This window comes from Azospirillum griseum (genome assembly GCF_003966125.1).
GTDB lineage: Bacteria > Pseudomonadota > Alphaproteobacteria > Azospirillales > Azospirillaceae > Azospirillum > Azospirillum griseum.
Genome location: NZ_RXMA01000002.1, coordinates 89,883 through 114,368, shown reverse-complemented (window position 1 = coordinate 114,368; position 24,486 = coordinate 89,883). Strand labels below are relative to the sequence as shown.

Here is a 24,486-nt window from a genome sequence, read left to right as displayed (position 1 = left end):
AAACCTCACAAACCGCATCAGGACGATGCCATAACCCTCAGAGCCAATGGACGAATCTTGTAGTGAAGCGGTGACGAGAGCCGCGACACCTCGCCATCGTTCGCCATCGACAGGGCGCGGCGGTGGCTGGCCACGGTCAGGCGGGTGACGGTGAAGCAATCCAGCCCTTCATCCTCTTTCCAGCGGCCCAAGGCCAGGCGGCCCATCAGGCGCAGCAAGGACAGGGCGCTGCGGTCCCGCGCCACATACACGCCCAACCGACCACCATCCAGAACCGTGCGCCGCAACGGCAACCCATAGCCATCATCATACAGATTGTTGGACACCGCCAGAATCGGCGTCCGCACATGGCGCAGCCCGTCGCCCCAATCGATTTGCACGTCCAGCAGCGGCAGGCGGTAGAGCGCCTTGGCCATCGCCCAGGCTGACCCCGGCCATTTCAGCCAGCGATGGACCCGCCGATGCCGTTCCCGTTCCCGCACCACCGTGGGATAGAACCCGAGGATCGAGCTGTTGAGGTAGGGCGCGCCGTTCACCTCGGCCACGTCGATGGCGCGGATGCGGCCATTGGCGAGCGCGCTGGCCGCCGCGTTGATCTCAATCGGCGTGTTAAGATCACGCGCCAACATGTTGAGAGTGCCCAAGGGAAGCACGCCCAACGCCTTTCCGGTCGGCAGGATCTGGCGCAGCGCGCTGTTGACCGTTCCATCCCCGCCGCCAACCACCAGCGCGTCGGCGTCGGACGCCAGCGCGCGGGCGATGGCGGCGGTGCAATCGGCCCCATCCACCGCCTGCGCCATCACCTCCGCCCCTTGCGCTGCGAACGGGCGGCGCACCGCCTCCAGAACATCGTCCACCGGCTGGTCCACCAGGGATCCGGCGGACCGGTTGAGCAGCAAGGCGATTTTCATGGCGGTGTTCCGGTTCCAAGGCGCTCCCGCACACATGTGGACGCCAAGCCGTCCCGCCAACCCGTGCCGGATGGAAAAAGGCGGGGAGCGAAATCCATCCGTTGCCGTATGGTTGATTTGACAGCGGCCTGCCGTCCCGTATGATTTCCACCATTGCCCGAAGGAGGACGCGCCGCGCACCGGTTCCTGTTCGTTGGCCGGTTCGAGACCACAACCATCAACAATCGAGAAAAATCAATCCGATGAGCGACAACGCTGAGATCCTGTTTGAACGCCGTGGGGCGATTGCCCTGGTCACGCTCAACCGTCCGAAGGCGCTGAACGCCCTGACGCTGGGGATGATTCGCCTGTTCGACCCGCAACTGCGCGCCTGGGACGCCGATCCCGAGGTGAAGGCGGTGGTCATCCAGGGTGCCGGCGAAAAGGCCTTCTGCGCCGGTGGCGATGTGGTCAGCCTGTATGAGGCGGGCAAGGCCGCGAAGGCCGGGCAGGGCGACGGCTCGTCGATCCGCGCCTTCTTCAGCGAGGAATACATCCTCAATCGCCTCATCAAGCGCCTGTCCAAGCCCTATGTCGCGCTGCTCGACGGCATTTCGATGGGCGGCGGCGTCGGGCTGTCGGAGCATGGCTCCCACCGGGTCGTCACCGAACGCACGCTGTTCGCCATGCCGGAAACCGGGATCGGCCTGTATCCCGACGTCGGCGGCACCTATTTCCTGCCGCGCCTGCCGGGGATGACCGGCACTTGGCTGGGCCTGACCGGCGACCGGCTGAAGGCGGCGGACATGCTGGCGATCAACGCGGCCGATGCCTTCGTGCCCAGCGACCGGCTGGAGGATCTGATCGACGATCTGGCCGCCGGAACGCCCCCGGACGAGGCCATCGCCAAGCGTCGGGACTCGGCGGGCGACGCCCCCAACGCCGTTCATCGCGCGGCGATCGACCGTTGCTACGCCTTCGACACGGTGGAGGAGATCATCGCGGCCCTGACGGCGGAAGGCACGGAGTGGGCCGCCGGGCAGCTCGCCACCCTCAACCGCGTGTCGCCGACCAGCCTGAAGGTGACGTTGGAGGCCATTCGGCGCGGCGGCCGACTGGATTTTGACGGCTGCATGATCCAGGAGTTGCGTTTGAGCACCGCCTGCCTGAAGGGCGTGGACTTTTTCGAAGGGGTGCGCGCCGCCCTGGTCGACAAGGACCGCAGCCCGAAATGGTCGCCGTCCAGCCTGGACGCGGTTGGCCCCGCGCTGGTCGCCGACCATTTTGTTGAACCGGAAGGCGGCGATCTGGCCTTTCCCGCCTGATCGCGCATCTCCCGCCGTCAACGGCCCAGCATGAGACAAAGCCCTGTGGTTTCAGTGGGATCACCCGCTGAAACCACAGGAGCTTTTAACCGGACCTGGGGTCTGCATCCCGTGCCTTTGGCTCGGGGAAATGGCATTTTTTCCAGAATTATTAAGATGATTGGCGACGAATGATCGGTTAATCTGGCCTTAAGGTTCCGGTCACGTCCTTGCGCGGGGATCGGCCGGATCGAGCCAAAGGAGACCGCGGTGCGCAAACCCTATTACGAAAGCATCCTGCTGATTGAGCGGCTTCACCGCCATTTCCTCGAGGTGCTTAAGACCGAACTGGATCGCTTGGGGATCCAGGACATCAACAACGTCCAGAGCCTGATTCTCTACAACATCGGCGAAGACGAGATGACGGTCGGTGAATTGACCGCGCGCGGCTACTATCTCGGCTCCAACGTGTCCTACAATGTGAAGAAGATGGTCGAGAACGGCTATCTTGGGCAGGAGCGTTCGCCGCACGACCGTCGGTCGGTGCGCGTCCGCCTGTCGGAAAAGGGTTTGGATCTGCGCGAAAAGATCAGCCAGATGTTCGAGCGTCAGTTGACCGCCCTGGAAAAGGCCGGTTTCAGCGACGAGGAACTGAACAAGGCCAACGAGACGATGCGCAAGCTGGAGCGTTTCTGGTCGGCGTCGCTGGATTACAGCGGTTTTCCGATGACGTCGGCGGCCTGACAGGTTCAGGCGTGGATCGGCCAGCCTCCGGCTCAGGCGGTGATGCGATCCAAAGGGCCTAGGCCCAATGATGGCTCGATTGAGAACGCCCCCGTGCACCCCGGTGCCGGGGGTGTTTTCGTTTCCGCGCCTTTTGCGACAGCGGGCATGGCGAAAGCCGTTCACCATACACCTGCGGATGCAAAAGGACAGGGGCGATGATTGGCTGAATGAATTTTGTTGTGATGACTGAAATTCCGCTTCGCTTACAAGGCGATACCCCTGCATAGTGATGTGTGGAAGGGGGGCGCGCCGGGCTGAACCCGTTTCGTCTGAAACCGGTTCGCCGCGTCGGATGCCCTCCCGGTGTTTTCGAAGTTTGCCGTCAACGGTTGCCCAGGAATCACACCCAAGAATCGCGAAGGGGGAGAACACGTCCATGAACGCACGTCTTTTGGCCGGAGCCGCTTTGACCGCCCTGACCATCGGGACCGCGCTGTCCGCCGGATCGGCGTCGGCCCAAGGGGTCTCTGGTGATGCGGTCAAGATCGGTGTGTTGAACGACCGCTCCGGTCTCTACACCGACCTTGGTGGCGAGGGGTCGGCCGTGGCCGCCCGCATGGCGGCGGAGGAGTTCGGCGGCAAGATCCTCGGCAAGCCCATCCAGGTCATCACCGCCGACCACCAGAACAAGCCGGACATCGGCTCCAACATCGCCCGTCAATGGATCGATCAGGACGGCGTCGATGTGATCGTGGACGTCCCCAACTCCGGCGTGGCGCTGGCGGTGCAGGAGGTGACGCGCGACAAGAAAAAGATCTTCCTGATGGAAGGCCCGGCCACCTCGCGCCTGACCGGCGACGCCTGCTCCCCGACCGGCTTCCACTGGGCCTATGACACCCGCGCTCTGGCCGTCGGCACCGGGCGCGCCATGGTCAAACAGGGCGGCAGCAGCTGGTATTTCCTGACCGCCGACTACGCCTTTGGTCATCAGCTTGAGGCCGACACCGCCGCCGAGGTCAAGAAGGCGGGCGGGCAGGTGATGGGGGCGGTGCGCCACCCGCTCAACACCTCGGACTTTTCGTCCTTCCTGCTGCAGGCGCAATCGTCGGGGGCCAAGATCGTCGCGTTGGCCAACGCGGGCGGCGACACCATCACCTCGATCAAGCAGGCGTCGGAATTCGGCCTGACCCAGAGCGGTCAGCAAAAGCTCGCCGGTCTGCTGCTGTTCATCTCCGACGTCCACGCGCTCGGCCTGTCGGTGGCGCAGGATCTTGTCCTGACCACCGGCTTCTATTGGGACATGGACGACGAGAAGCGCGCCTGGTCGAAGAAGTTCTTCGACAAGTTCGGCAAGATGCCGACCATGGTCCAGGCGGGCAGCTACTCCGCCGTTCGCCATTATCTGAAGGCGATCGAGGCGGCCGGGACCGACGACGGCCCGACCGTGGCCGCGAAGATGAAGGAGATGCCGGTCAACGACATGTTCGCCAAGAACGGCAAGATCCTGGCGAACGGCCGCATGGTGCATGACATGTATCTGGCCCGCGTCAAGAAGCCGTCCGAATCGAAGGGGCCGTGGGATTATTACCAGATCCTGGCCACCATTCCCGGCAACGAGGCCTTTGCGACCGTCGAGGAAAGCGGCTGCAAGCTCGCGAAGTAACCGCCGCAGTCTGGCTGTGACGAGGCGCGATCCGCCCGGTGGCCCGCACAACAGCGGCACCGGGCGGATCCGCGCGGGGGAGATCGACGGTGATGATGGGAACCATATTCGGCATTCCGCCACAGGCGCTGTTTGGCCAGCTTTTGCTGGGGTTGATCAACGGATCCTTTTACGCGCTGCTCAGCCTGGGGCTGGCGGTGATCTTCGGGATGTTGAACGTCATCAATTTTGCGCATGGCGCGCTGTACATGATGGGGGCCTTCGTCTCCTGGCTGCTGCTGACCCAGCTTGGTGTCGGCTATTGGTGGGCGTTGCTGATCGCGCCGATCATCGTCGGGCTGTTTGGCATCGCGCTGGAAAAGACGCTGCTGTCGCGGCTGTACAAGCTTGACCACCTCTATGGGCTGCTGCTGACCTTCGGCTGCGCGCTGATGATCGAGGGTGGGTTCCGGCATTTTTACGGCGTGTCCGGTCAGCCCTATCCGATTCCGGAGGCGCTGCGCGGCGGTCAAAATCTCGGCTTCATGTTCCTGCCGAATTATCGCGGCTGGGTGGTGGTCGCCTCGCTGATCGTTTGCCTCAGCACATGGTTGGCGATTGAGAAAACCAAGCTGGGGGCCTACCTGCGCGCCGCCACGGAAAACCCGGTGCTGGTCCAGGCCTTTGGCATCAACGTGCCGGTGATGGTGTCGCTGACCTACGCGTTCGGCGTGGCGCTGGCCGGGTTGGCCGGGGTGCTGGCGGCACCGATCTATCAGGTCAGCCCGCTGATGGGATCCAACCTGATCATCGTGGTGTTCGCCGTGGTGGTCATCGGCGGCATGGGGTCGATCCTGGGCGCGGTGCTGACCGGCTATGGCCTGGGCCTGCTGGAAGGCTTGACCAAGGTCTTCTACCCCGAGGCGTCCAACATCGTGGTGTTCGTGATTATGGCGGTGGTGCTGATGATCAAGCCCGCCGGTCTGTTCGGACGGGAGAGGTAAGCCATGAGCGTTCCTACGCAAGGTGCCGCGACCGTGGCGGTTCAGGCCGGTGGCTCATCGCTGGCCCGGATCGTCGGGCTGGTGGCGTTGGCGGTGCTGCTGGTCGCGCCTTACGCGCTGTACCCGGTCTTTTTGATGAAGGTGCTGTGCTTCGCGCTGTTCGCCTGCGCCTTCAACCTGCTGATTGGCTTTGGCGGGTTGTTGAGCTTCGGCCACGCCGCCTTTTTCGGCAGCGCTGCCTATGTCACCGCCCACACGGTGAAGGTCTGGGGGCTGTCACCGGAGTTGGGCATTCTGCTGGGGACCGTTGCGGCGGCGGGCATGGGCGTTCTGTTCGGGTCCATCGCCATCCGGCGGCAGGGGATCTATTTCTCCATGATCACGCTGGCGCTGTCGCAGATGGTCTATTTCCTGGCCCTGCAATTGCCCTTCACCCACGGCGAGGATGGGATCCAGGCGGTCCCGCGCGGTGTTCTGCTGGGCGTCATCGACCTCAACCAGCCCTTTGCCATGTATTACTTTGTGCTGGTGGTTTTCCTGTTCGGTTACGCGGTGATCTGGCGCACGGTGCATTCCCCCTTCGGGCAGGTTCTGAAGGCGATCCGCGAGAACGAGCCGCGCGCGATTTCGTTGGGCTACCGCACCGACCGTTACAAGCTGATGGCCTTTACGCTGTCGGCGGCGCTGGCGGGCATGGCGGGCGGCACCAAGGCCATCGTTTTCCAGCTCGCCACCCTGACCGACGTGCAATGGCAGATGTCGGGCGAGGTGGTGTTGATGACCCTTCTGGGCGGCATGGGGACCCTGTCCGGTCCGGTGGTCGGCGCGGCGCTGGTCGTTGCTTTGGAAAATTATCTGGCGGCGACCAACCTGCCGGTTCCCGTGGTCATCGGCGCGATTTTTGTGGCCTGCGTGCTGCTGTTCCGGCGCGGCATCGCCGGCGAAATCCTGGCCCGCTTTGGTGGCGGCGGCCGGTAAACGGTTCGCCTTTCGATTCACAACAAAACGGCGCGGCGGTGATGTCACCCCGCGCCGTTGCTGTTTGATCGTCCCGCAGACGGGGCGCGTCAGGCCTCTGGGACCAGCCAGGACACGGACACGCCGCCGCCGGAGGTCGGCAAGGCGTCGTGCAGGGTGTGCAGAAGGTCGCGCGCCGTCTCGTCCAGCTTCCAGGGCGGGTTGACGATCAGCAGGCCGGAGCCGTTCAGGCGCAGATGGGTGTCTTCCGGGTGCCAGGTCAGTTCCGCCAACAGGATTTTGCGGATGCCGGTTTTCTCCACCGCGTCCTGAAAACGCCAGACCGCCGCCCGTTCCTTGATCGGGTACCACAGGGCGTAGACGCCCGTCGGCCAGCGCCGGTGCGCGGCGGCGAGACCGTCGGCCATGCGCGCGAACTCATCGGGCTGTTCAAAGGGCGGGTCGATCAGGACCAGCCCGCGCTTTTCCTTGGGCGGCAAATGGGCCTTGAGCGCGACATAGGCGTCGGTCTCGTGAACGGCCACCTGCGGGTCGTCGCGGAACTCCCGGCGCAGGGTGCGAACGTCCTCCGGGTGCAACTCGCTCAACACAAGCCGATCCTGTGGGCGCAGCGCGGCGCGGGCGATGCGGGGGGAGCCGGGATAGGCGCGCAGCACCCCATCGGGGTTGATCGCCGCCACCGCCTCCAGATAGGGCGTCAAGGCCGGGTGGGGGGCGGGCGCACCGAACAGCCGTGCGATGCCGTCCTCATGCTCCAGCGTCTTTTGCGCAGCCTCGCTGGTCAGGTCGTAGCGGCCGATTCCGGCGTGGGTGTCCAGCACGCAAAAGGGGGCGGGCTTGACGCGCAGATGGTCCAGGATCAACGCCATGATGGCGTGCTTCATCACGTCGGCCGGGTTGCCCGCGTGAAAGATGTGACGGTAATTCATGAACCGGGATCTACCCGATCACGCCGATCCGCGCCAGATGGGATGATGGTTGCGCGGTTGTCGTGCCTGATGTGTTGGCCCCTGATTGTCAAAAGACAGGCCGCAACCGTCGGCCTCAATCGATCGACGCCACTTGCTGGGCGTTGCGGAAGCTGCGGCGGGTCTTGGGCGACACGCTGACCGGTTCGCTGTCCTCGCACCGGGTGGAGGCGAGCAGCTTGGCGCTCTGCGGGTCAAGGCCGCTCAGATTCTGCCAGATTTTGCAGACATAGGCCTGGGAACTGCGGGTCGAACCGCCGTTGTAGCGGGCCACGGCGGATTTCCAGTTGCCTTCCTCGCCGTGCAGACGGACCAGCAGACGACCCGCGTAAAAGACGTTGTCGCGCGGCTCGACGATGCGTTCCATCGGCTGGAACTGGCTGCGGTGCGACGCCAGCGACAATTGCATGCAACCGACATAGACGTTGGAGCGGATTTGCCCCTTGCGGTCGCGGAGTTGTTTGGCGGCGTCGTTGACACCGCGGGCGAAATAAGCGCGGCCCTGAAGGCTCATCGCGAAGGGGTGGGGGGCACCGTCCTGCCCGCTTTCCACCAGGGCTATCGCCACCAACAGACCCGAGGGGATGTCCAGTTGCTGTTCAGCGTCGACCGCGTGGGTCACGCAGCTTTCTTGCGCCTGGGCTGACGTTGCGGTCAGCGGAGCCATCAAGAGTCCGGTTGCCAGTGCGAGTGCGCCACCAAGCGTGACGTGTACGCGCTGTTTTCGTCCTCGCATCTCCGACCTCCTCAGTCTGGTGCCCCGTGTGTGACGGTGGCTGTTGACCCCCCGCGCGGGGTCCAAGTTCCGGTCGCCGAGTCGCTTACGGCAACCGCCTCCTCACCAAAATTCGACGTCTCCCAATCGGACGCCGGGGCAACATTTCCAAAAATTTGAGGCATCGTCAACCCAATTACGCCCCGGTAATACCCCGCCCCGCCGTCACGGGTGGCCAAAAGCGGAATGCGCTGGGACCGTTGCCCTTGGGTCAAGACACGCTAAATTATTGCAAATAATGAAATATTCAAAATGAGCACAAGGGCGTGCAACCCCTTAATTTTTCCCTGATAAAAATCCCCCGGCTGCGACGGTGTGTCGCCTGAATCACACGGCGGATTCATTTTCAGGCCCCTCTTGCGCGTTGCAGCACGATGGGGCAGTAAGCTGAGCCGCTTTTTTTGCGGCGTTTGAGGTGCGGACGCCACCGGTTCCATCGCCTGCGGATCGGGCGTTCCACTCCGGCGCTCCGCTCTCCCTGATTGCTTCCACGAACGAGGAACCCGGTCTTGTCCACGCCACCGTCCAACGGCGGAACACCGCCATTTGCCGCGCTGGACAGGATGATTGAGGTCCTGTTTGAACGCGGGTACGAGCGCCTTTACGCCGCCGATCCGACGGGCGCGGTGGGCGCCTTTGTCCGGGTGGTTCTGCTCGATCCCGGGCATGGGGAGGCCTGGGCGGTGCTGGCGGACGCCCTGAGCGACTCGACCATCGACTCGACCGAAAATTTTCGCAGTGCGAAAGAAACACCCACCTCATCCCCTGTGCTGGCCTATGCGCGGGCTGTTGCGGTCGATCCGCAACAATGGATGTGGCGTTTGGGATGGGCAGAGGCGCTGCGCCGGTCCGGCGACCTTCCGCGCGCGCTGGCGCTGTTCGCCGATCTGGCGCGGGACCGCGCCGATTCAGCACCGGTCCGGCTGGGCCACGCCCGCGCGCTCAACGCCGCCGGGAAGAGTGACGCCGCTCTGGCCGAATACCGCGAAGCGGTGTCCCTGCGGCCCGATGACACCGAGGCCGCCTTGGAGTTGGCGGACGCGCTGATCGCCAGCGGCGACGCCCTGGCGGCGGTGGAGTTGCTGCAACCCCTGGCGCGGCGGCACGCCGAGGACGCGGCCCTGCACCACGCCATCGGTCAAGGCTGGATCGCCCTGCGCGAGCCGGACAAGGCGCTGGTTGCGCTGCGCCGCGCCCGCGATCTCGACCCCGACGACCGGCTGGGCAGCGCGGCCGCCATCCAGGCGTTGGAAGCCGGGGAGGGGGCCGATCTGTCGGCGGCCTATGTCCGCGCCCTGTTTGATCGCTACGCCGACCGCTTCGACCGGGATTTGCTCGGCAAGTTGGGCTACGCCGCCCCGGACCTGCTGCGCGCGGCGGTGGATCGGGTGTCTCAACCCACCTCAGAGGCGGGGTTGCGGATCCTGGATCTGGGCTGTGGCACCGGCTTGGCGGGCGTGACCTTCCGGCCACTCGCCGGATTTCTCGCCGGGGTCGATCTGTCGCCGCGCATGGTGGACAAGGCGCGCGACCGGCGGATTTATGACGAGCTGGCGGTGGGTGACGTGGTGGCGGCGATGGACGCGGCTCCGGCGGCCTGGGATTTGCTGGTCGCGGCCGACGTGCTGGTCTACATCGGCGATCTGGCCCCCGTGTTCCAGGCGGCGGCGCGCGCGTTGGTTCCGGGCGGGCGGTTCGCCGCCACGGTCGAGCGCGCGGCGGAGGGAGAGGGGTTTGTCCTGGGGCCGACGCGGCGCTACGCCCACGCCGAATCCCACCTTTGCGCCCTGGCCGAGGCCGTCGGCCTGACGATCCGTCTGCTGGAACCCTGCACCCCACGCCGGGAAAAGGGTGTGGGCGTTCCCGGCCTGCTGTTCATCGTGGAACGTTGAGGGCGCATCCCCTCAAATCGCTTGCTCATAGCGTCGGGAATCGGCTTCGGCGAACCACCGCGCGTGCAATTGGTCCTTCTCGTCCAGGGCCAGCGTCACCCAGCCGCGCCGGGCGATGGTTCGCTGCCCGCTGTCGCGAAAGCGCGGCATGTCCAGCCAATGGCCGGGCAGGGGCTGTTCGCGTTGGGCGGCCAGGCGCTCCGTCGCGAAGCGGCGCAGGCCGGTGGGGGGTGGGCTGGTCAGGGACGGGGCCAGCACCTGCCACAGCTCCACCCCCTCGCCGCGCAAAACGCCGCGCGCGCCGACACCGGCCCCGTTCGACAGCACGGTGACGCGGCAGCCGGAACGGCGGGAGAAGTCGCCCAGCGCGCCGATCAGGCGTTCCCATTCGGCCACATGGCTGCGGCTGCGCCATTGATCGCCCAGGCGCTTGGTCAGATCGGTCAGTCCGGGAATCCAACCGGTCACGCGCTCCAGCCCCGCCGTGGCGGGAATCAGCAGCGGCGTTCCGGTCATGACGATGAGATGGCGGGAGTCCTCAAAGCGCGCCAGCCAGTCCGGCAGCAGCGCCCAACTGCGGTCGGACAGCACGCGCCGCCGCGTCCGTTCGCTGCGCAGATCGAGCGCCAGAAGGCCGACATTCCCCAGATGAAAGCCTTGCGTCATGGTGGCGCGCGGTGCCCCCCACACGCAATCGGGCGGCGATTCGGCCAGCGCGCCCAACTGGAACAGGGCGTAATTGCGCCGCGCGGTCATGAACACCCCGCGCATCACCTTGCTGGTTGCCTCGCTGTCCGTTCCGGTTCCCCAACCGTCGGCGATGTCGGCGTCGTCCCACATCATGACCGACGGGATGCGGGCCAGCGCCTCCGCCACCTCCGCCCGCCGCCACTGGCGCAGATGCTGGTCGATGGCGGCGTCCATCAACTCTTCGGCCAGCGCCGGGGAAAAGGGCTGTGCGGCGCGGGTTGCGGCGGTTCCCGTGCGCCATGCGCTCATCAGGGGGGACGCGGCGAGCACCGCCTCGCCGTCGATCTGACCGCCGCCCTGGACCAGCAGGTGATATCGATCCTGGTCGTGCTGGCGCAACAGATCCGGCCACAGGCTGGACGCGGGTGGGGCGCTGTCTTTCTGGGAGGCTTGGCTTGGCGGCGGTGTCAATCCGCCTCCGCAGACGAAGGCGATGCGCGGTCGGGAAAAACGCCCGGGAACGACCAGGCTCCAGGACGGGCCGTCGGCGAAGCCATAGGACGCATCGGTGTCCTGGACACCGCGCGGCACGGCGAAATCAAAGCGCCAGAGATGGCGGCGACGCCAGACGGTGACGTGACGCGGCGGGACGGGCAGGGTGACGCCATCCACGCGCAGGTCGTCCGGCTCCACCTCCCCATCCAGAACGAACAGAGCTGACAGCCACCAGCGATCCCGCTGCTCCCCCCGGAAATAGAGAACCGGCCCCAGCAGCAGGCTCGGTTCCGCCCGATTGCGCGCCATGCCCGTCCGTCTTGCCCCATGCTCGTCCGCGACGACCGGATCCGATACCCGATACGCTGTTGCGGCGCATTCAAAATCTGACCAAACCGGATTTGGTTGAACCGTTGTCCGTCCGTCATGTCGATGTGACAACGACACACTCTATATATGGGATCAGACGCAAGTCGGAACGATGGCCGGAACGGTGTCACGCAACGGAAAACGCCGCTCCAACCGCAGGGCCGCCATGCCGTCCTCGTAATAATCCTCATACAGCCCGAATGGCGTGTAGCCGCTGCGCAGATACAGCGCCAACGCGGCGGTGTTGTCACGCCGCACCTCCAACCGCACACGGTCGCACCCCAACGCCTGCGCAGCCTCTTCCAACGCGGTGAGCAGGGCGCGGGCGACGCCGAAACGCCGATGATCCGGGTGGACCGCCAGCGAGGTCAACCGCCCGATGGGCGTGCGCGCGTGCGTGGCCACCTGACCATAGCCGACGACCACCGCGTCCCGCAGCGCGACCAGACAGACCCCCTTGGCCTTGGTGATGGCGTGGCGGAACTGGCGCGCGGTCATCTGGTCGGTGGGGAAGCATGCGGCCTCAATCGCCAGCAGATCGGGGAGATCGGGCAACACCGCACGACGAAACGCGCGGGCTGTTGCAGCGCAGTAGACAGGAGCGATCAAGTGACGCATCGTTGTGACATCGAAAGCGGGACACGGCTGCAACCTTACTCCCTTTGCGTCAGAGGGGAAGAGCCGCCGTTTCCGGTTTTGGAAAGCATTGGTTAACCAACATCACCCGCTCGTTTCACCCACTCGTGTCACCGTCAAGGAGCGTCGTCCCGCAGCCGTTCGCTCCGGTTGGCCTTTCAACGCAGAAAGTCAAGACATGGACGCTCGGTACAAATCCCGTGACATCGAACGCCGCAGTCTGGATGTCGACAGCCTGAAGCGGTCTTTCTTGGAATGGTTGGTCTATTCCGTCGGCAAGGACGCCCGCGCCGCCACCCGGCGTGACTGGTTCCACACCTGCGCGCTGGCTGTGCGCGACCGGGTGGTCGATCGCTGGATGGACACGACCCGCACCTATTATCACGAGGACGCCAAGCGCGTATATTATCTTTCTCTTGAATTCCTGATCGGTCGCCTGCTGACCAACAGCCTGTCCAACCTGGGCATCATCGACGAATGCCGCCAGGCGCTCGACCGGCTGGGCCTGTCGATGGACGATGTGGTGGATTCCGAACCGGACGCGGCGCTGGGCAACGGCGGCCTTGGCCGTCTGGCCGCCTGCTTCCTCGACAGCATGGCCTCGCAAGGGCTGCCGGGCTACGGCTATGGCATCCGGTACGAGTTCGGCCTGTTCGAACAGCGTTTTGAAAACGGGTGGCAGATCGAGCATCCCGAACAGTGGCTGCAATTCGGCAACCCGTGGGAGTTCGCCCGGCCGGAGGTGCTGTACCCCGTCCAGTTCTATGGCCGGGTCGAAGAGTTCCGCGACAGCGTGGGCGAGCGCGCCTATCGCTGGGTGGACACCGAACGGGTGCTGGCGATGGCCTACGACACCCCGGTCGTCGGCTATGGCGGCGACACCATCAACACGCTGCGCCTGTGGTCGGCGCGCGCCACCAGCGATTTCAACTTCGGGCACTTCAACGAAGGCGCCTATATGAAGGCGGTGGAGCAGAAGATCCTGTCGGAAAACCTCAGCCGCGTCCTCTACCCCAACGACGCGACGGAGATCGGCAAGGAGTTGCGCTTCAAGCAGGAGTATTTCTTCACGTCCGCGTCCTTGCAGGACATCCTGCGCCGCTACCTGCAACACCACACCACCTTTGACAATCTGCCCAGCAAGGCGGCGATCCAGCTCAACGACACCCATCCGGCCATCGGCATCGCCGAGCTGATGCGTCTGCTGGTCGATCACCATGGCCTGCGCTGGGACAAGGCGTGGGAACTGACGCAGGCGACCTTCGCCTACACCAACCACACCCTGCTGCCCGAGGCGCTGGAAGCCTGGCCGGTGCGGATGGTGGAGCGGATTTTGCCGCGCCACATGCAGATCATCTACGAAATCAACGCCAAGTTCCTGAACCGGTCGAAGGCGCGGGCGGCGGGCGACAACACCCGTCTGTCGCATCTGTCCTTGATCGACGAGCGCGGCGACCGCCGCGTGCGCATGGGCAACCTCGCTTTCCTTGGCTCGCACAAGATCAACGGCGTGTCGGCCCTGCACACGGAGCTGATGAAGGAAACGGTCTTCGCCGACCTGCACGCCGAATTCCCCGACCGCATCAACAACAAGACCAACGGCATCACCCCGCGCCGCTGGCTGAAGCAGGCCAACCCGGCCCTGTCGGAGTTGATCTCCACGCGCATCGGTGAAGGGTGGATTTCCGACCTTCAGCAGATCAGTGCGCTGAAGGAGAAGGCCGACGACGTGGTGTTCCGCGAGGAGTTCCGCCGGGCCAAGCGCAAGAACAAGAAGCGTCTGGCCGCCTACATCGCCCGTCAGACCGGTGAAGAGGTGCAGGTGGACAGCCTGTTCGACGTGCAGGTCAAGCGCATGCACGAGTACAAGCGCCAGCTTCTGAACGTTCTGCACACCGTCGCCCTCTACAACGAGATGCGCGACAACCCGACCGTGTCGTGGGTGCCCGTGACCAAGATTTTCGCGGGCAAGGCGGCACCCTCCTACCACATGGCCAAGCTCATCATCAAACTCATCAACGATGTGGCCAAGGTGGTGAATCACGACCCGTCGGTGCACGACAATCTGAAGGTCGTCTATCTGCCCAACTACAACGTCACGGCGGCGGAAATCATCATTCCGGCGGCCGATCTGTCCGAACAGATCTCCACCGCCGGGATGGAGGCGTCGGGTACGGGCAACATGAAGCTCGCCTTGAACGGTGCCCTGACCATCGGCACGCTGGACGGGGCCAACGTTGAAATCCGCGAGCATGTCGGGGCCGACAACATCTTCATCTTCGGCCTGACCGCCGAGGAGGTGAACGATCTGCGCGCCAACGGCGGTTTCAACCCGCGCGAGGTCATCGCCTCCAACCCCGCGCTGAAGCGGGCGTTGGACATGATTTCGACCGGGGCCTTCTCGCCGGACGACCGCAACCGCTACCACCCGATCCTCCAGGCGCTGACCGACGGCGGCGACCATTTCCTGGTGACGGCGGATTTCGCCGATTACTGCCGGGCGCAGGACGCGGCGATGCAGCTCTACCGCGATCCGGAGGAATGGACCCGCCGGGCCATCCTCAACACCGCCAACATGGGCTGGTTCTCGTCCGACCGCACGGTCAACGAGTACGCGACGGAGATCTGGGACGTTCATCCGGTGAAGCCGACCCACGACGGGGAGGGGTTCCGGTAAACCGGCCCCCTGCAAAAGACAGACCCGGCAAAAAAGACAAAAAACGACCGCGCGGGCGCTTTACAAGCCCCGCGCGTTTCGTTATCACAGCATCATGATCCGCATCGCGACCACCACCATGACTACGAAAAAAGCGACTCGCTTCGGCGGGCTGCCTCGTGGCATGGGCTGATCGGTTCGACCAGCGTTTCACCCACGAGCAAGGCCCCGCCGGACACGGACGGGGCCTCGTCGTTTCGGGGTCTGCGGTCCGGTCCCACACCTGGACAGATGAAAGACGGAACCCCGAGATGAGCAACAGCAGCAACCCCGCCTCCCGTCGCGTCGCCATCGTTGGCGCCACCGGTGCCGTTGGCCGCGAAATGGTCAATGTTCTGCATGACCGCAAGTTCCCGGTCAGCGAACTGGGCCTGTTCGCCTCTGAACGCAGCGCGGGCAAGGTGCAGGACACCCCTTATGGCCCCAAGACGCTCCAGGCCTTCGACGCCGAGGTCGTGAAGGGCTATGACGTCGTGCTGCTGGCCGTGTCGGGCGATTTCGCCAAGGCGCACGCCCCGGCGCTGGCCTCGGCGGGCGCGCTGGTCATCGACAACAGCTCCGCCTTCCGTTACGACGACAACATCCCGCTGATCGTGCCGGAGATCAACGCCCATGCCTTCCAGGGCGGCGGCCGTCTGATCGCCAACCCGAACTGCACCACGGCCATCGCGGTGGTGGCGCTCGGCCCGCTGCACAAGGCGTTCGGCCTGAAGCGCGTCATCGTCTCCACCTATCAGGCCACCAGCGGGGCCGGGGCCGAGGGCATGGCCGAGCTGGAAGAGCAGACGCGCAACCGTCTGGAAGGCCGCCCGGTGACGAACAGCGTGTTCCGTCACCCGATCCCCTTCAACCTCATCCCGCAGATCGACGCCTTCCAGGAGAACGGCTACACCAAGGAAGAGATGAAGGTGACGTGGGAGACGCGCAAGATCCTGGGCGTGCCCGATCTGGCGCTGAGCTGCACCGCCGTCCGCATCCCGACCTACCGCGCCCATTCCGAAGCCATCACCATCGAAACGATCCAGCCGGTCACGCCCGACGCCGCCCGCGCGGTGCTGGCCGACGCCCCTGGTGTGAAGGTGGTGGACGATCCGGCCAACGGTGCCTACCCGATGCCGCTGAACGCCACCGCCCAGTACGATGTCGAGGTGGGCCGCATCCGCACCAATCTGGTGTTCGGCGACCATGGCCTTGACCTGTTCGTCTGCGGCGACCAGCTGCTGAAGGGCGCGGCCCTGAACGCGGTGCAGATCGCCGAGTTGGATCTCTGATTGATCGGCAACCGATCCCGGCGGGTGAGAAAATTCACCCACCGGGATCGGTTGTGTTGAAATGTCGTTTATTGTCGCTTGTTGTTGGTTGATTGTGCGCATCCAACGTGCGTGAATCGCGCGGGTAGAAAATTATTTCTGCCAAACAAAAAACAAGGATTCCGATTAATGCTTGATAGCTTTTTTGGTCAAATTGCACTTCTTGCCTTTGATCGTGTTCCGAAAGGTTTTATGAAGTGCGAAGGTCAGGTGCTTAATTATTCAATCGATAAAAAATTTATTCCTCTTTATTCTCTTATAGGGAACAGGTTTGGCGGAAATTCTGCACGACACGAGTTCAATCTTCCGGATCTGCGCGGGAAATCTCCTGTTCCTGAAATGTGCTACATGATCTGCGTAGATGGCATCTACCCGGAATTCGACCACTAAACAGGCATGAAAGGGCGCTTGCTCCGGCCTCGATCCGATGGAACCAGCGCCAAAGCTCTGGAAAGCCGGTGCGTCCGCTGCTATGAAGAACGCCAAGGGGCCAGACGGGCGCGTACCGCCTGTCGGCCCCTTTCGTTCGTTTGCCTCTTCAGTTATGGGAATCGCGCATGTCCGAGCTTCAGGACGCTGTTTCCCGGCGTCGGACCTTCGCCATCATCGCGCACCCCGACGCCGGTAAGACCACGTTGACCGAAAAGCTGCTGCTGTTCGGCGGTGCCATTCAGATGGCCGGCGCGGTGAAGGCGCGTGGTGAGCAGCGCCGCGCCAAGTCGGACTGGATGAAGGTGGAGCGCGAACGCGGCATCTCCGTGACCGCGTCGGTCATGACCTTCGATTACGATGGCCGCACCTTCAATCTGCTCGACACGCCGGGCCACGAGGATTTCTCGGAGGACACCTACCGGACGCTGACCGCTGTCGACAGCGCGGTGATGGTGATCGACGGCGCGAAGGGCATCGAAGCCCAGACCCTGAAGCTGTTCGAGGTCTGCCGCCTGCGCGACGTGCCGATCATCACCTTCTGCAACAAGATGGACCGCGAGGCCCGCGATCCGTTCGAACTGATTTCGGAGATCGAAAGCTCCCTGGCGCTGGAGGTGACTCCGGCGAGCTGGCCCATCGGCATGGGCCGCGATTTCCTGGGCTGCTACGACCTGATCCGCGACCGGCTGATCCTGATGGACCGCAGCAAGGGCGACGAGATCGACGACGGCATCGAGTGCAACGGCCTGGACGACCCGCGCCTGGACGAGCTGCTGCCCGCCCACGCGGTGGCCAAGCTGCGCGAAGAGGTCGAGATGGCGCGCGGCCTGATGCCGGAATTCGATCTGGAGGCCTACCGCGCCGGTCACTTGACCCCGATCTATTTCGGATCGGCGATCAACAATTTCGGCGTGCGCGAGCTGCTGTCCGGTCTGGCCGAAAACGCCCCGCCGCCGCGCCCGCAACCGGCGGATCCCCGCGTGGTTCAACCGGACGAGGACAAGGTCACGGGCTTCGTGTTCAAGGTTCAGGCCAACATGGACCCGAACCACCGCGACCGGATTGCCTTCGTCCGCCTGTGTTCGGGCCGCTACAAGCGCGGGGCCAAGCTGAAGCATGTCCGTTCGGGCAAGCTGATGGCGGTCAACAACGCCGTGCTGTTCCTGGCCCGTGACCGCGAGGTGGCGGAAGAGGCGTGGCCCGGCGACATCATGGGCATTCCCAACCACGGCAGCCTGCGCATCGGCGACACGCTGACCGAGGGCGAGGATCTGCGCTTCACCGGCGTGCCCAGCTTCGCGCCGGAACTGTTGCAACGCGTGCGCCCGGAAGACCCGATGCGGGTGAAGCATCTGCGCAAGGCGCTGGAGCATTTCGCCGAAGAGGGGGCCTCCCAGGTGTTCAAGCCCCTGACCGGGGCCGATTGGGTGGTCGGCGTCGTCGGCCAGCTTCAGTTCGAGGTGCTCGCCGCCCGCATCGAGGCCGAATACAGCATCTCCGCCCGGTTCGAAGGGGCGGGGCTGGACGCGGCCCGATGGGTGGAGACCGACGACGAGGAGCAGTTGAAGAAGTTCATCGATCTGAACCGGTCGGCCCTGGCCGAGGATCACGACGGTGCGCTGGTCTTCCTGGCCCGCAACGCCTGGCACCTGAACCGCTCGCAGGAGGATTATCCGGCGCTGCGCTTCCTGAAGACGCGCGAGCAGAACAAGAAGGTTCACACCGGGGCGTGAATCGGCTGGACCAATCAAGACCCAGGCAAGGCCCAGGCAAGGCCCAGGGCATCGCGCGCAATTCTGTGTTGAGCGCGCGGTGCTCTGTCGGGTTGCGTGTGTTGGGTCCCGCATGAAAACGCCCCGCCGACGGTCTGTCGGCGGGGCGTTTTCCATCTCTGCCGTGACGACACATCCCGATGTGGCGGTCAACGCCTCAACGCTCAGGCCCCTGTTGCAAGCGCTCGGGCGGCCAACCTCTGGCGGAAATCAGGCGTGCCCGGCCTCGCCCGACAGCATGGAGACGCTGACGCCGAGCTTGCCGATGGCGCGTTCCCATTTGGCGTCCAGGTCGGTGTCGAACAGCAGCTTTTCGTCGCACGGCACGTTCAGCCAGCCGTTGGCCTGGAACTCCGCGTCCAATTGCCCCGGTCCCCACCCGGCGTAGCCCAGCAGCAGCAGGTTGCGGCGTGGTCCCCGGTTTTCGGAAATGGCGCGCAGGATGTCGATGGTGGCGGTCAGCGCCACCTCGTCGTTCACCACCAGCGTGCCGTCGCGCACGTAATCGGTGGAGTGCAGCACGAAGCCGCGCCCCGATTCCACCGGGCCGCCGTAATGGACCGGCGGGTTTTGCGCCGGGTGGTCGATGTTCATGTCGAGCTGGTCAATCAGATCCTCGAACGTGATGGATCCGAACAGCCGGTTGACCACCAGCCCCATCGCCCCATCCTCGTTGTGCGCGCACATGTAGATGACCGTGCGCTGGAAACGGGGATCCTCCATTCCGGGCATGGCGATCAGGAGCTGGCCGGTCAGCGAATCCGTGGACGTGGTCAGTCTCGGCATGGGCGTCTATCCTTGATCGTCGATCCAGGATGGGCGGTGATGACCATGCCTGTCCGAACGTTCGGTTGTTTGTGTGTTCGTGCGACGCTATCACCGGATTGTGACAGCACAGGGCGAAGTTTGTCACCTATATATGGGTTGCCGCGCCCGCTTGGTGCAATAGGCCGGTTGCCGGATGCCCTCGCCCCACTGGGGAGAGGGAGGGGACCCGCCGCAGGCGGGGAGGGTGAGGGGGCGGTCGTGGAGGGATGTGATCCTGTGGTCACGGAACGGACGGCGGAACGGCGTAACCAGAGAACCGTCGCAAACAGCCCGAATGTTCGCCCCGCCATTGCCCCGTCGCACCGCAGGCGATAGGATTTTTCACCGTTCCGTCGGAGTCTTCGGATGCCACCCGCTGTTTGCTCATCCCGCCCGATCCTGTCAGTCGGCCGTTGCGGTCATCCGGTCGGTGGTCTTCGCGCGTCCGGTGGCGGTGGTGAAACCGGTGAACAGGCTCCTCAAAACTGTTTCACGGTGTTTCAAACGTTCCACGCGCCCGGTTGCGCCGCGCGCCCGGTGGTCGTCATGACACCGGTGAACAGGTCTCTGAAAAGCGTTTCACGGTGTTTCAAACGTTCCATTCGCCCGCTGGCGCGCGCTCACCGCGCGGCTGGTTCACGAGTGGATTTTCCACGCGGTGACGGGAATTTTTCCCGCTCCGTCAGCGTCTTGCAGAGACAGCGGCGGAGCGGATCGGGGTTTTTCGGCGGGGTGTCGCGGTGAACGGGAAACGGAACGGCGTGCGGACGATGAACGGCCTGATCGGGCGGATGGGCGCAGCGGTTGCGCTGGTGGCGGCCTCGCTGGTTGGCGGCGCATCGTCCGCGCGGGCGCAGGACGCCGGGCAAGGCGCCTGGGCCAAGGCCGGGCCGCTGGAGGCGCGCTTGGTGTCGTCGGTGCGCGCGGTCGGCGATCTGGCGACCGTCCCCTTGGGCCTGGAACTGCGGCTGGAGCCGGGGTGGAAGACCTATTGGCGCTCCCCCGGCGATGCGGGCTATCCGCCGCGTCTGGACTGGTCCGGGTCCCGCAATCTGAAGGAGGCCACGCTCGCCTATCCCGCCCCGCACCGCTTCTCCGTCCTGGGGTTCGAAAGCGCGGGGTATGATGTGGAGGCGCTGTTCCCCCTGCGCGTCCAGCCGGTCGCGCCGGGTCAACCGCTCGACCTGTCCTTGACCGCCGATCTGCTGGTCTGCTCCGACATTTGCGTGCCGCAGATCGTCACGCTGTCGCTGGCGCTGCCGACCGGTCCGGCGCTGCCGGGGGACTCGGCCAACAACATCGCCCGCGCGCAATCGCTGGTCCCGCGCGTGGGGGCGTTGGGCGGGGAGGGGCTGGTCAGCGTTGCCGCCGTGCGCGGCAGCGGCGACGCGCTGGAGGTGGAGGCGACGGCCCCGGATGGCTTTGTTTCCCCTGATGTGTTCATCGAGACCGACCCGCCCCTGAGCTTCAGCGCGCCCAAGGCGGTGTTCTCCGACAGTGACCGGCGGGTGCGCCTGTCGCTGAAGGTCCCCGACGCACCAAAGGACCTCGACCTGTCGGGCCGGGCCGTCACCGTCACGCTGGTGGACGGCGCGCGGGCGGTGGAAACCCCGGCCACGGTCGCGCCCCTGGTGGGCGCAGGTGCATCGGGTAATGGCTTGGTTGCCATGCTGGGGGTGGCGCTGCTGGGCGGCCTGATCCTGAATCTGATGCCCTGCGTGCTGCCGGTCCTGTCGCTGAAGCTGCTGTCGGTGATCGCCCATGGCGGGCGGGCGACCGGGGCGGTGCGCGCCGGATTCCTGGCCAGCGCCGCTGGAATCGTCACCTCCTTCCTGGCGCTGGCCGCCGCGCTGCTGGCGGTGAAGGCGGCGGGCGGGGCGGTGGGCTGGGGCATCCAGTTCCAACAGCCGCTGTTCCTGGTCTTCATGGTGGTGCTGGTGACGCTGTTCTCGGCCAACCTGTGGGGGCTGTTCGAGGTGCCGTTGCCCCGCGCGCTGGCCGACCGGCTGGAGGGCGATGGGTTGGCCGGTCCCTTTGCCACCGGGGCCTTTGCCACCCTGCTCGCCACCCCCTGCTCGGCCCCCTTCCTTGGCACGGCGGTCGGCTTTGCGCTGGCGCGCGGGCCGGTCGAGATTCTGGCGATCTTCGCCGCGTTGGGCGTTGGTTTGGCCGCCCCCTATCTGCTGGTGGCGGCGTGGCCGCGCGTGGCGGCGTGGCTGCCGCGCCCGGGCCGCTGGATGCTGCGCCTGCGGGCGTTGATGGGGGTGGCGCTGGCGGGGACCGCGCTGTGGCTGTTGTCGGTGCTGGTGGTGCAGGTCGGGCCGGTGGCGGCGGGCGGCATCGGCGCGCTGATGGTGGGTTTGGTGCTGGCCCTGTGGGCCGGGCGGCGTTTGCCGTCCCGCTCCGGTTGGGCCGGTCCGGCTCTGGCCGCCGGGTTGGCCTTTGCCGCCTTCGCCTTGCCGTCGGTGGTGGGGCCGACCATGGGGGTGGCGTCTGCCACGGGAGTGGCCACGGATGGGGCGGGCAAGCCGGTGGCCGACCGCTGGGTTCGCTTCGACCCGACGGCGATTCGCGAGCGGGTGGCGGCGGGCCAGCTGGTCTTCGTCGATGTCACCGCCGACTGGTGCATCACCTGCCAGGCGAACAAGAAACTGGTGCTGACGCGCGGCGCGGTGGCCGATCGCTTCACCGACCCCGCCCTGATCGCCATGCGGGCGGATTGGACGCGGCCCGACGACTCCATCGCCCGTTTCCTGGCCGATCATGGCCGCTACGGCATCCCGTTCAACATCGTGTACGGCCCCGGCGCGCCGCAGGGCATCGCCCTGCCGGAGCTGTTGAGCGAGGCGGCGGTGATCGACGCCTTGAACCGGGCGTCGAATCGGGCGTCGGGGCGGTCCTAATCCGCTGATTTTTCAACGGAGCGTCGGGGCGGGCTTGCGATTGTCATGGTGGGGCGCTAGGTCTTTCCCACTGGAACGCGGGGCCACCACGCCGCGCCACAAAAACCCGGAAAGGTTTAGAGACATGAGCATCCAAGTTGGCGATCGCATCCCGTCGGTTGCGCTGAAGCACCTGACCGACAACGGCATGCAGGAGGTCACGACCGACGCGCTGTTCGCCGGCAAGACCGTCGTCCTGTTCTCGGTCCCCGGTGCCTTCACCCCGACCTGCTCGGCCAAGCATCTGCCCGGCTTCATCCAGAACGCCGAGGCGCTGAAGGCCAAGGGCGTCGACAGCATCGTCTGCGTCGCCGTCAACGACCCGTTCGTGATGCGCGCCTGGGGCGAAAAGGCCGGGGCCGGTGACGCCGTGTTCCTGCTGCCCGACGGCAACGCCACCTTCTCGACCGCGCTGGGCCTGACCATGGACGGGTCGGGCTATGGCCTGGGCACCCGTGGCCAGCGCTTCGCCCTGGTCGCCAAGGACGGCGTCGTCTCGCACGTCGCCGTCGAAGCGCCGGGCCAGTTCGAGGTCTCCTCGGCGGAAGCGATCCTGGCGGCTCTCTGAGCCTCGCCAACGGTTTGGAACGCGCGATGAGGGGCTGGGAGCGATCCCGGTCCCTTTTTGCGTCAATGTGTCAAAAAGGGGAGAAGCGCTGAGCCTACGCCCGTCCCTCGCGGATGTCGGCCACGCCCCGGCGGGCCAACGCGTCGGCCCGTTCGTTTTCCGGGTGGCCGTCATGGCCGCGCACCCAATGGAATTCAACGGTGTGAGGCTTGCGCGCCGCCTCCAGCCGCTGCCACAGGTCGGTGTTCTTCACCGGCTTGTTGTCGGCGGTTTTCCAGCCCTTGGCCTTCCAGCCATGGATCCATTTGGTGATGCCGTTCTTCACATACTCGCTGTCGGTGTAGAGCCGCACCGTCACCGGGCGTTTCAGCGCCTCCAGCGCCTGGATCGCCGCCATCAGCTCCATGCGGTTGTTGGTGGTGTCGGCCTCGCCGCCATACAGTTCCTTTTCCACCGTGCCAAAGCGCAGGATCGCCCCCCAGCCGCCTGGGCCGGGGTTGCCGCTGCACGCGCCATCGGTGAAGATCTCCACCGCCTTGGCGGCGGCGGGGGCCGACTCGTCGCTCATGCCGGGTCCGCCGCGCTGGCCGTGCCGTCCTCATCATCGATGAAGTAATCGCGCAGGCTGCGGGTGGATTGGTGGAAGCGCAGCTTGCGCAGATACTCCACCGGATCCTTGGGCTGCACGAAGGCCCCCGGCGGGCGGTTCAGCCAGTCATACAGGCGGGTCAACAGGAAGCGGGTGGCGCTGCCCCGGCACAGCCAGGGCAGGGCGTCCAACTCGGCGCGCGACAGCGGGCGGACCTTGCGGTAATTGGCCAGCAGCAGCCGGGCCTTGGTCGCGTTGAACGAGCCGTCGATCTCGAAGCACCAGGCGTTGATGCAGATGGCGACGTCGTAGGCAAGGAAATCGTTGCAGGCGAAATAAAAGTCGATCAGCCCGGACAGAGTCTCGCCACGGAAGAACACGTTGTCGGGGAACAGGTCGGCGTGGATGACCCCGGTCGGCAGATCGGTCGGCCAATGGGCTTCCAGCGCGTCCAACTCCGCCCGCAGCGTGTCGCGCAGGCCGACGGCCACCTCGTCCGCCCGGTCGGCGGATTTGGCGAACAGCTCGTGCCAGCCCTTGAGCGACAAGGCGTTCGGGCGGGTCATGGTGAAGTCGGCGACGGCCAGATGCAGCCGGGCCAGCGCCTCCCCCAATTGGGCGCAATGCATCGGTTGAACCCGGCGCGGCCACATGCCCGCCAGGAAGGTGACGATGACCGCCGGACGCCCGCACAGCTCCCGCAGCGCCACCCCGTCGCGCCCCGCCACCGGCAGGGGAGAGGCCACGCCCTTGACCGCCAGATGCTCCATCAGCCCCAGGAAGAAGGGCAGATCCTCGCGCTTCGTCCGCTTTTCGTACAAAGTCAGGATGTAGGGGCCGCGTTCCGTCACCAGCAGGAAGTTGGAGTTTTCCACCCCTTCCGCGATGCCTTTGCACGACAGCACCGCGCCCAAATCATATTGGGCGACGAACGCGCTGAGATCCTCGTCGGAGACTTCGGTGTATACGGCCATGATGTCC

Annotated in this window: 20 protein-coding genes; 12 read left to right on the top strand and 8 right to left on the bottom strand. The window is 65.3% G+C overall.

All coding sequences use genetic code 11. The features are described 5' to 3' along the window. Positions 1-17 precede the first annotated feature (17 nt). On the bottom strand, positions 18-911 hold the full coding sequence (locus tag EJ903_RS03125; protein WP_126612040.1) for a diacylglycerol kinase family protein: 894 nt from the start codon (positions 909-911) through the stop codon (positions 18-20). A gap of 242 nt (positions 912-1,153) precedes the next feature. Here EJ903_RS03125 and EJ903_RS03120 point away from each other — a divergent pair, with 242 nt between their 5' ends. The 5 genes from EJ903_RS03120 to EJ903_RS03100 all read left to right on the top strand — a co-directional run bounded on the left by EJ903_RS03120 (position 1,154) and on the right by EJ903_RS03100 (position 6,544). After that, complete coding sequence (locus EJ903_RS03120) at positions 1,154-2,215, top strand: enoyl-CoA hydratase/isomerase family protein (protein WP_126612038.1); 1,062 nt, start codon at positions 1,154-1,156, stop codon at positions 2,213-2,215. Between the two features lie 249 nt (positions 2,216-2,464). Continuing rightward, on the top strand, positions 2,465-2,938 hold the full coding sequence (locus EJ903_RS03115; RefSeq protein ID WP_126612036.1) for a MarR family winged helix-turn-helix transcriptional regulator: 474 nt from the start codon (positions 2,465-2,467) through the stop codon (positions 2,936-2,938). A 418-nt stretch (positions 2,939-3,356) separates the two neighbouring features. Then, positions 3,357-4,583 (top strand): ABC transporter substrate-binding protein, encoded by a 1,227-nt coding sequence (locus tag EJ903_RS03110; protein WP_126612034.1) that lies wholly within the window; start codon positions 3,357-3,359, stop codon positions 4,581-4,583. A gap of 95 nt (positions 4,584-4,678) precedes the next feature. Beyond that, positions 4,679-5,566, top strand: coding sequence for a branched-chain amino acid ABC transporter permease (locus EJ903_RS03105; RefSeq protein WP_126612541.1), 888 nt, complete (start codon positions 4,679-4,681; stop codon positions 5,564-5,566). A gap of 3 nt (positions 5,567-5,569) precedes the next feature. Beyond that, a complete protein-coding gene (locus EJ903_RS03100) occupies positions 5,570-6,544 on the top strand; it encodes a branched-chain amino acid ABC transporter permease (protein WP_126612032.1) in 975 nt (324 codons plus the stop codon). 89 nt (positions 6,545-6,633) lie between these two features. Here EJ903_RS03100 and EJ903_RS03095 read toward each other — a convergent pair whose 3' ends face one another. Together EJ903_RS03095 and EJ903_RS03090 are read right to left on the bottom strand one after the other, a co-directional pair. Then, positions 6,634-7,473: a 23S rRNA (adenine(2030)-N(6))-methyltransferase RlmJ gene (locus EJ903_RS03095; protein WP_126612030.1), complete on the bottom strand. Its 840-nt coding sequence runs from the start codon at positions 7,471-7,473 to the stop codon at positions 6,634-6,636. Between the two features lie 115 nt (positions 7,474-7,588). Continuing rightward, positions 7,589-8,179, bottom strand: a complete 591-nt coding sequence (locus EJ903_RS03090) for a transglycosylase SLT domain-containing protein (RefSeq protein WP_246015142.1) — start codon at positions 8,177-8,179, stop codon at positions 7,589-7,591. 671 nt (positions 8,180-8,850) lie between these two features. Between EJ903_RS03090 and EJ903_RS03085 the strand changes: the two genes are divergently transcribed. Beyond that, positions 8,851-10,179, top strand: coding sequence for a tetratricopeptide repeat protein (locus EJ903_RS03085; protein WP_126612026.1), 1,329 nt, complete (start codon positions 8,851-8,853; stop codon positions 10,177-10,179). Positions 10,180-10,191: 12 nt separating this feature from the next. Here EJ903_RS03085 and EJ903_RS03080 read toward each other — a convergent pair whose 3' ends face one another. Both EJ903_RS03080 and EJ903_RS03075 read right to left on the bottom strand, forming a co-directional pair. Beyond that, positions 10,192-11,673, bottom strand: a complete 1,482-nt coding sequence (locus tag EJ903_RS03080; RefSeq protein ID WP_126612024.1) for a metallophosphoesterase family protein — start codon at positions 11,671-11,673, stop codon at positions 10,192-10,194. 153 nt (positions 11,674-11,826) lie between these two features. Next, complete coding sequence (locus tag EJ903_RS03075) at positions 11,827-12,342, bottom strand: GNAT family N-acetyltransferase (RefSeq protein ID WP_158627866.1); 516 nt, start codon at positions 12,340-12,342, stop codon at positions 11,827-11,829. A gap of 205 nt (positions 12,343-12,547) precedes the next feature. On the opposite strand from EJ903_RS03075, the gene EJ903_RS03070 reads away from it, so the two are divergent. From EJ903_RS03070 to EJ903_RS03050, 4 genes are all read left to right on the top strand, one after another. Then, positions 12,548-15,046 carry a glycogen/starch/alpha-glucan phosphorylase gene (locus tag EJ903_RS03070; protein ID WP_126612020.1) on the top strand — a complete coding sequence of 833 codons (2,499 nt, stop codon included), beginning with the start codon at positions 12,548-12,550 and terminating at the stop codon, positions 15,044-15,046. A 290-nt stretch (positions 15,047-15,336) separates the two neighbouring features. Further along, entirely contained in the window at positions 15,337-16,356 is a 1,020-nt protein-coding gene (locus EJ903_RS03065; RefSeq protein ID WP_126612018.1) for an aspartate-semialdehyde dehydrogenase, read from the top strand. Positions 16,357-16,524: 168 nt separating this feature from the next. Next, positions 16,525-16,785, top strand: coding sequence for a phage tail protein (locus EJ903_RS03060; protein ID WP_126612016.1), 261 nt, complete (start codon positions 16,525-16,527; stop codon positions 16,783-16,785). A 167-nt stretch (positions 16,786-16,952) separates the two neighbouring features. After that, a complete protein-coding gene (locus EJ903_RS03050; RefSeq protein WP_126612012.1) occupies positions 16,953-18,560 on the top strand; it encodes a peptide chain release factor 3 in 1,608 nt (535 codons plus the stop codon). Between the two features lie 249 nt (positions 18,561-18,809). Here the strand turns inward: EJ903_RS03050 and EJ903_RS03045 are convergent, their stop codons facing one another. After that, positions 18,810-19,385 carry a YqgE/AlgH family protein gene (locus EJ903_RS03045; RefSeq protein WP_126612010.1) on the bottom strand — a complete coding sequence of 192 codons (576 nt, stop codon included), beginning with the start codon at positions 19,383-19,385 and terminating at the stop codon, positions 18,810-18,812. Positions 19,386-20,146: 761 nt separating this feature from the next. Here EJ903_RS03045 and EJ903_RS03040 point away from each other — a divergent pair. Together EJ903_RS03040 and EJ903_RS03035 are read left to right on the top strand one after the other, a co-directional pair. After that, positions 20,147-22,309: a protein-disulfide reductase DsbD family protein gene (locus EJ903_RS03040; RefSeq protein WP_246015140.1), complete on the top strand. Its 2,163-nt coding sequence runs from the start codon at positions 20,147-20,149 to the stop codon at positions 22,307-22,309. A 124-nt stretch (positions 22,310-22,433) separates the two neighbouring features. After that, complete coding sequence (locus EJ903_RS03035) at positions 22,434-22,916, top strand: peroxiredoxin (RefSeq protein ID WP_126612008.1); 483 nt, start codon at positions 22,434-22,436, stop codon at positions 22,914-22,916. Positions 22,917-23,010: 94 nt separating this feature from the next. Here the strand turns inward: EJ903_RS03035 and rnhA are convergent, their stop codons facing one another. Together rnhA and EJ903_RS03025 are read right to left on the bottom strand one after the other, a co-directional pair. Then, positions 23,011-23,484, bottom strand: a complete 474-nt coding sequence (gene rnhA, locus EJ903_RS03030; RefSeq protein ID WP_126612006.1) for a ribonuclease HI — start codon at positions 23,482-23,484, stop codon at positions 23,011-23,013. Beyond that, positions 23,481-24,479, bottom strand: coding sequence for a homoserine kinase (locus EJ903_RS03025; protein ID WP_126612004.1), 999 nt, complete (start codon positions 24,477-24,479; stop codon positions 23,481-23,483). The genes rnhA and EJ903_RS03025 overlap by 4 nt, the downstream gene beginning before the upstream one ends. Positions 24,480-24,486: the final 7 nt, after the last annotated feature.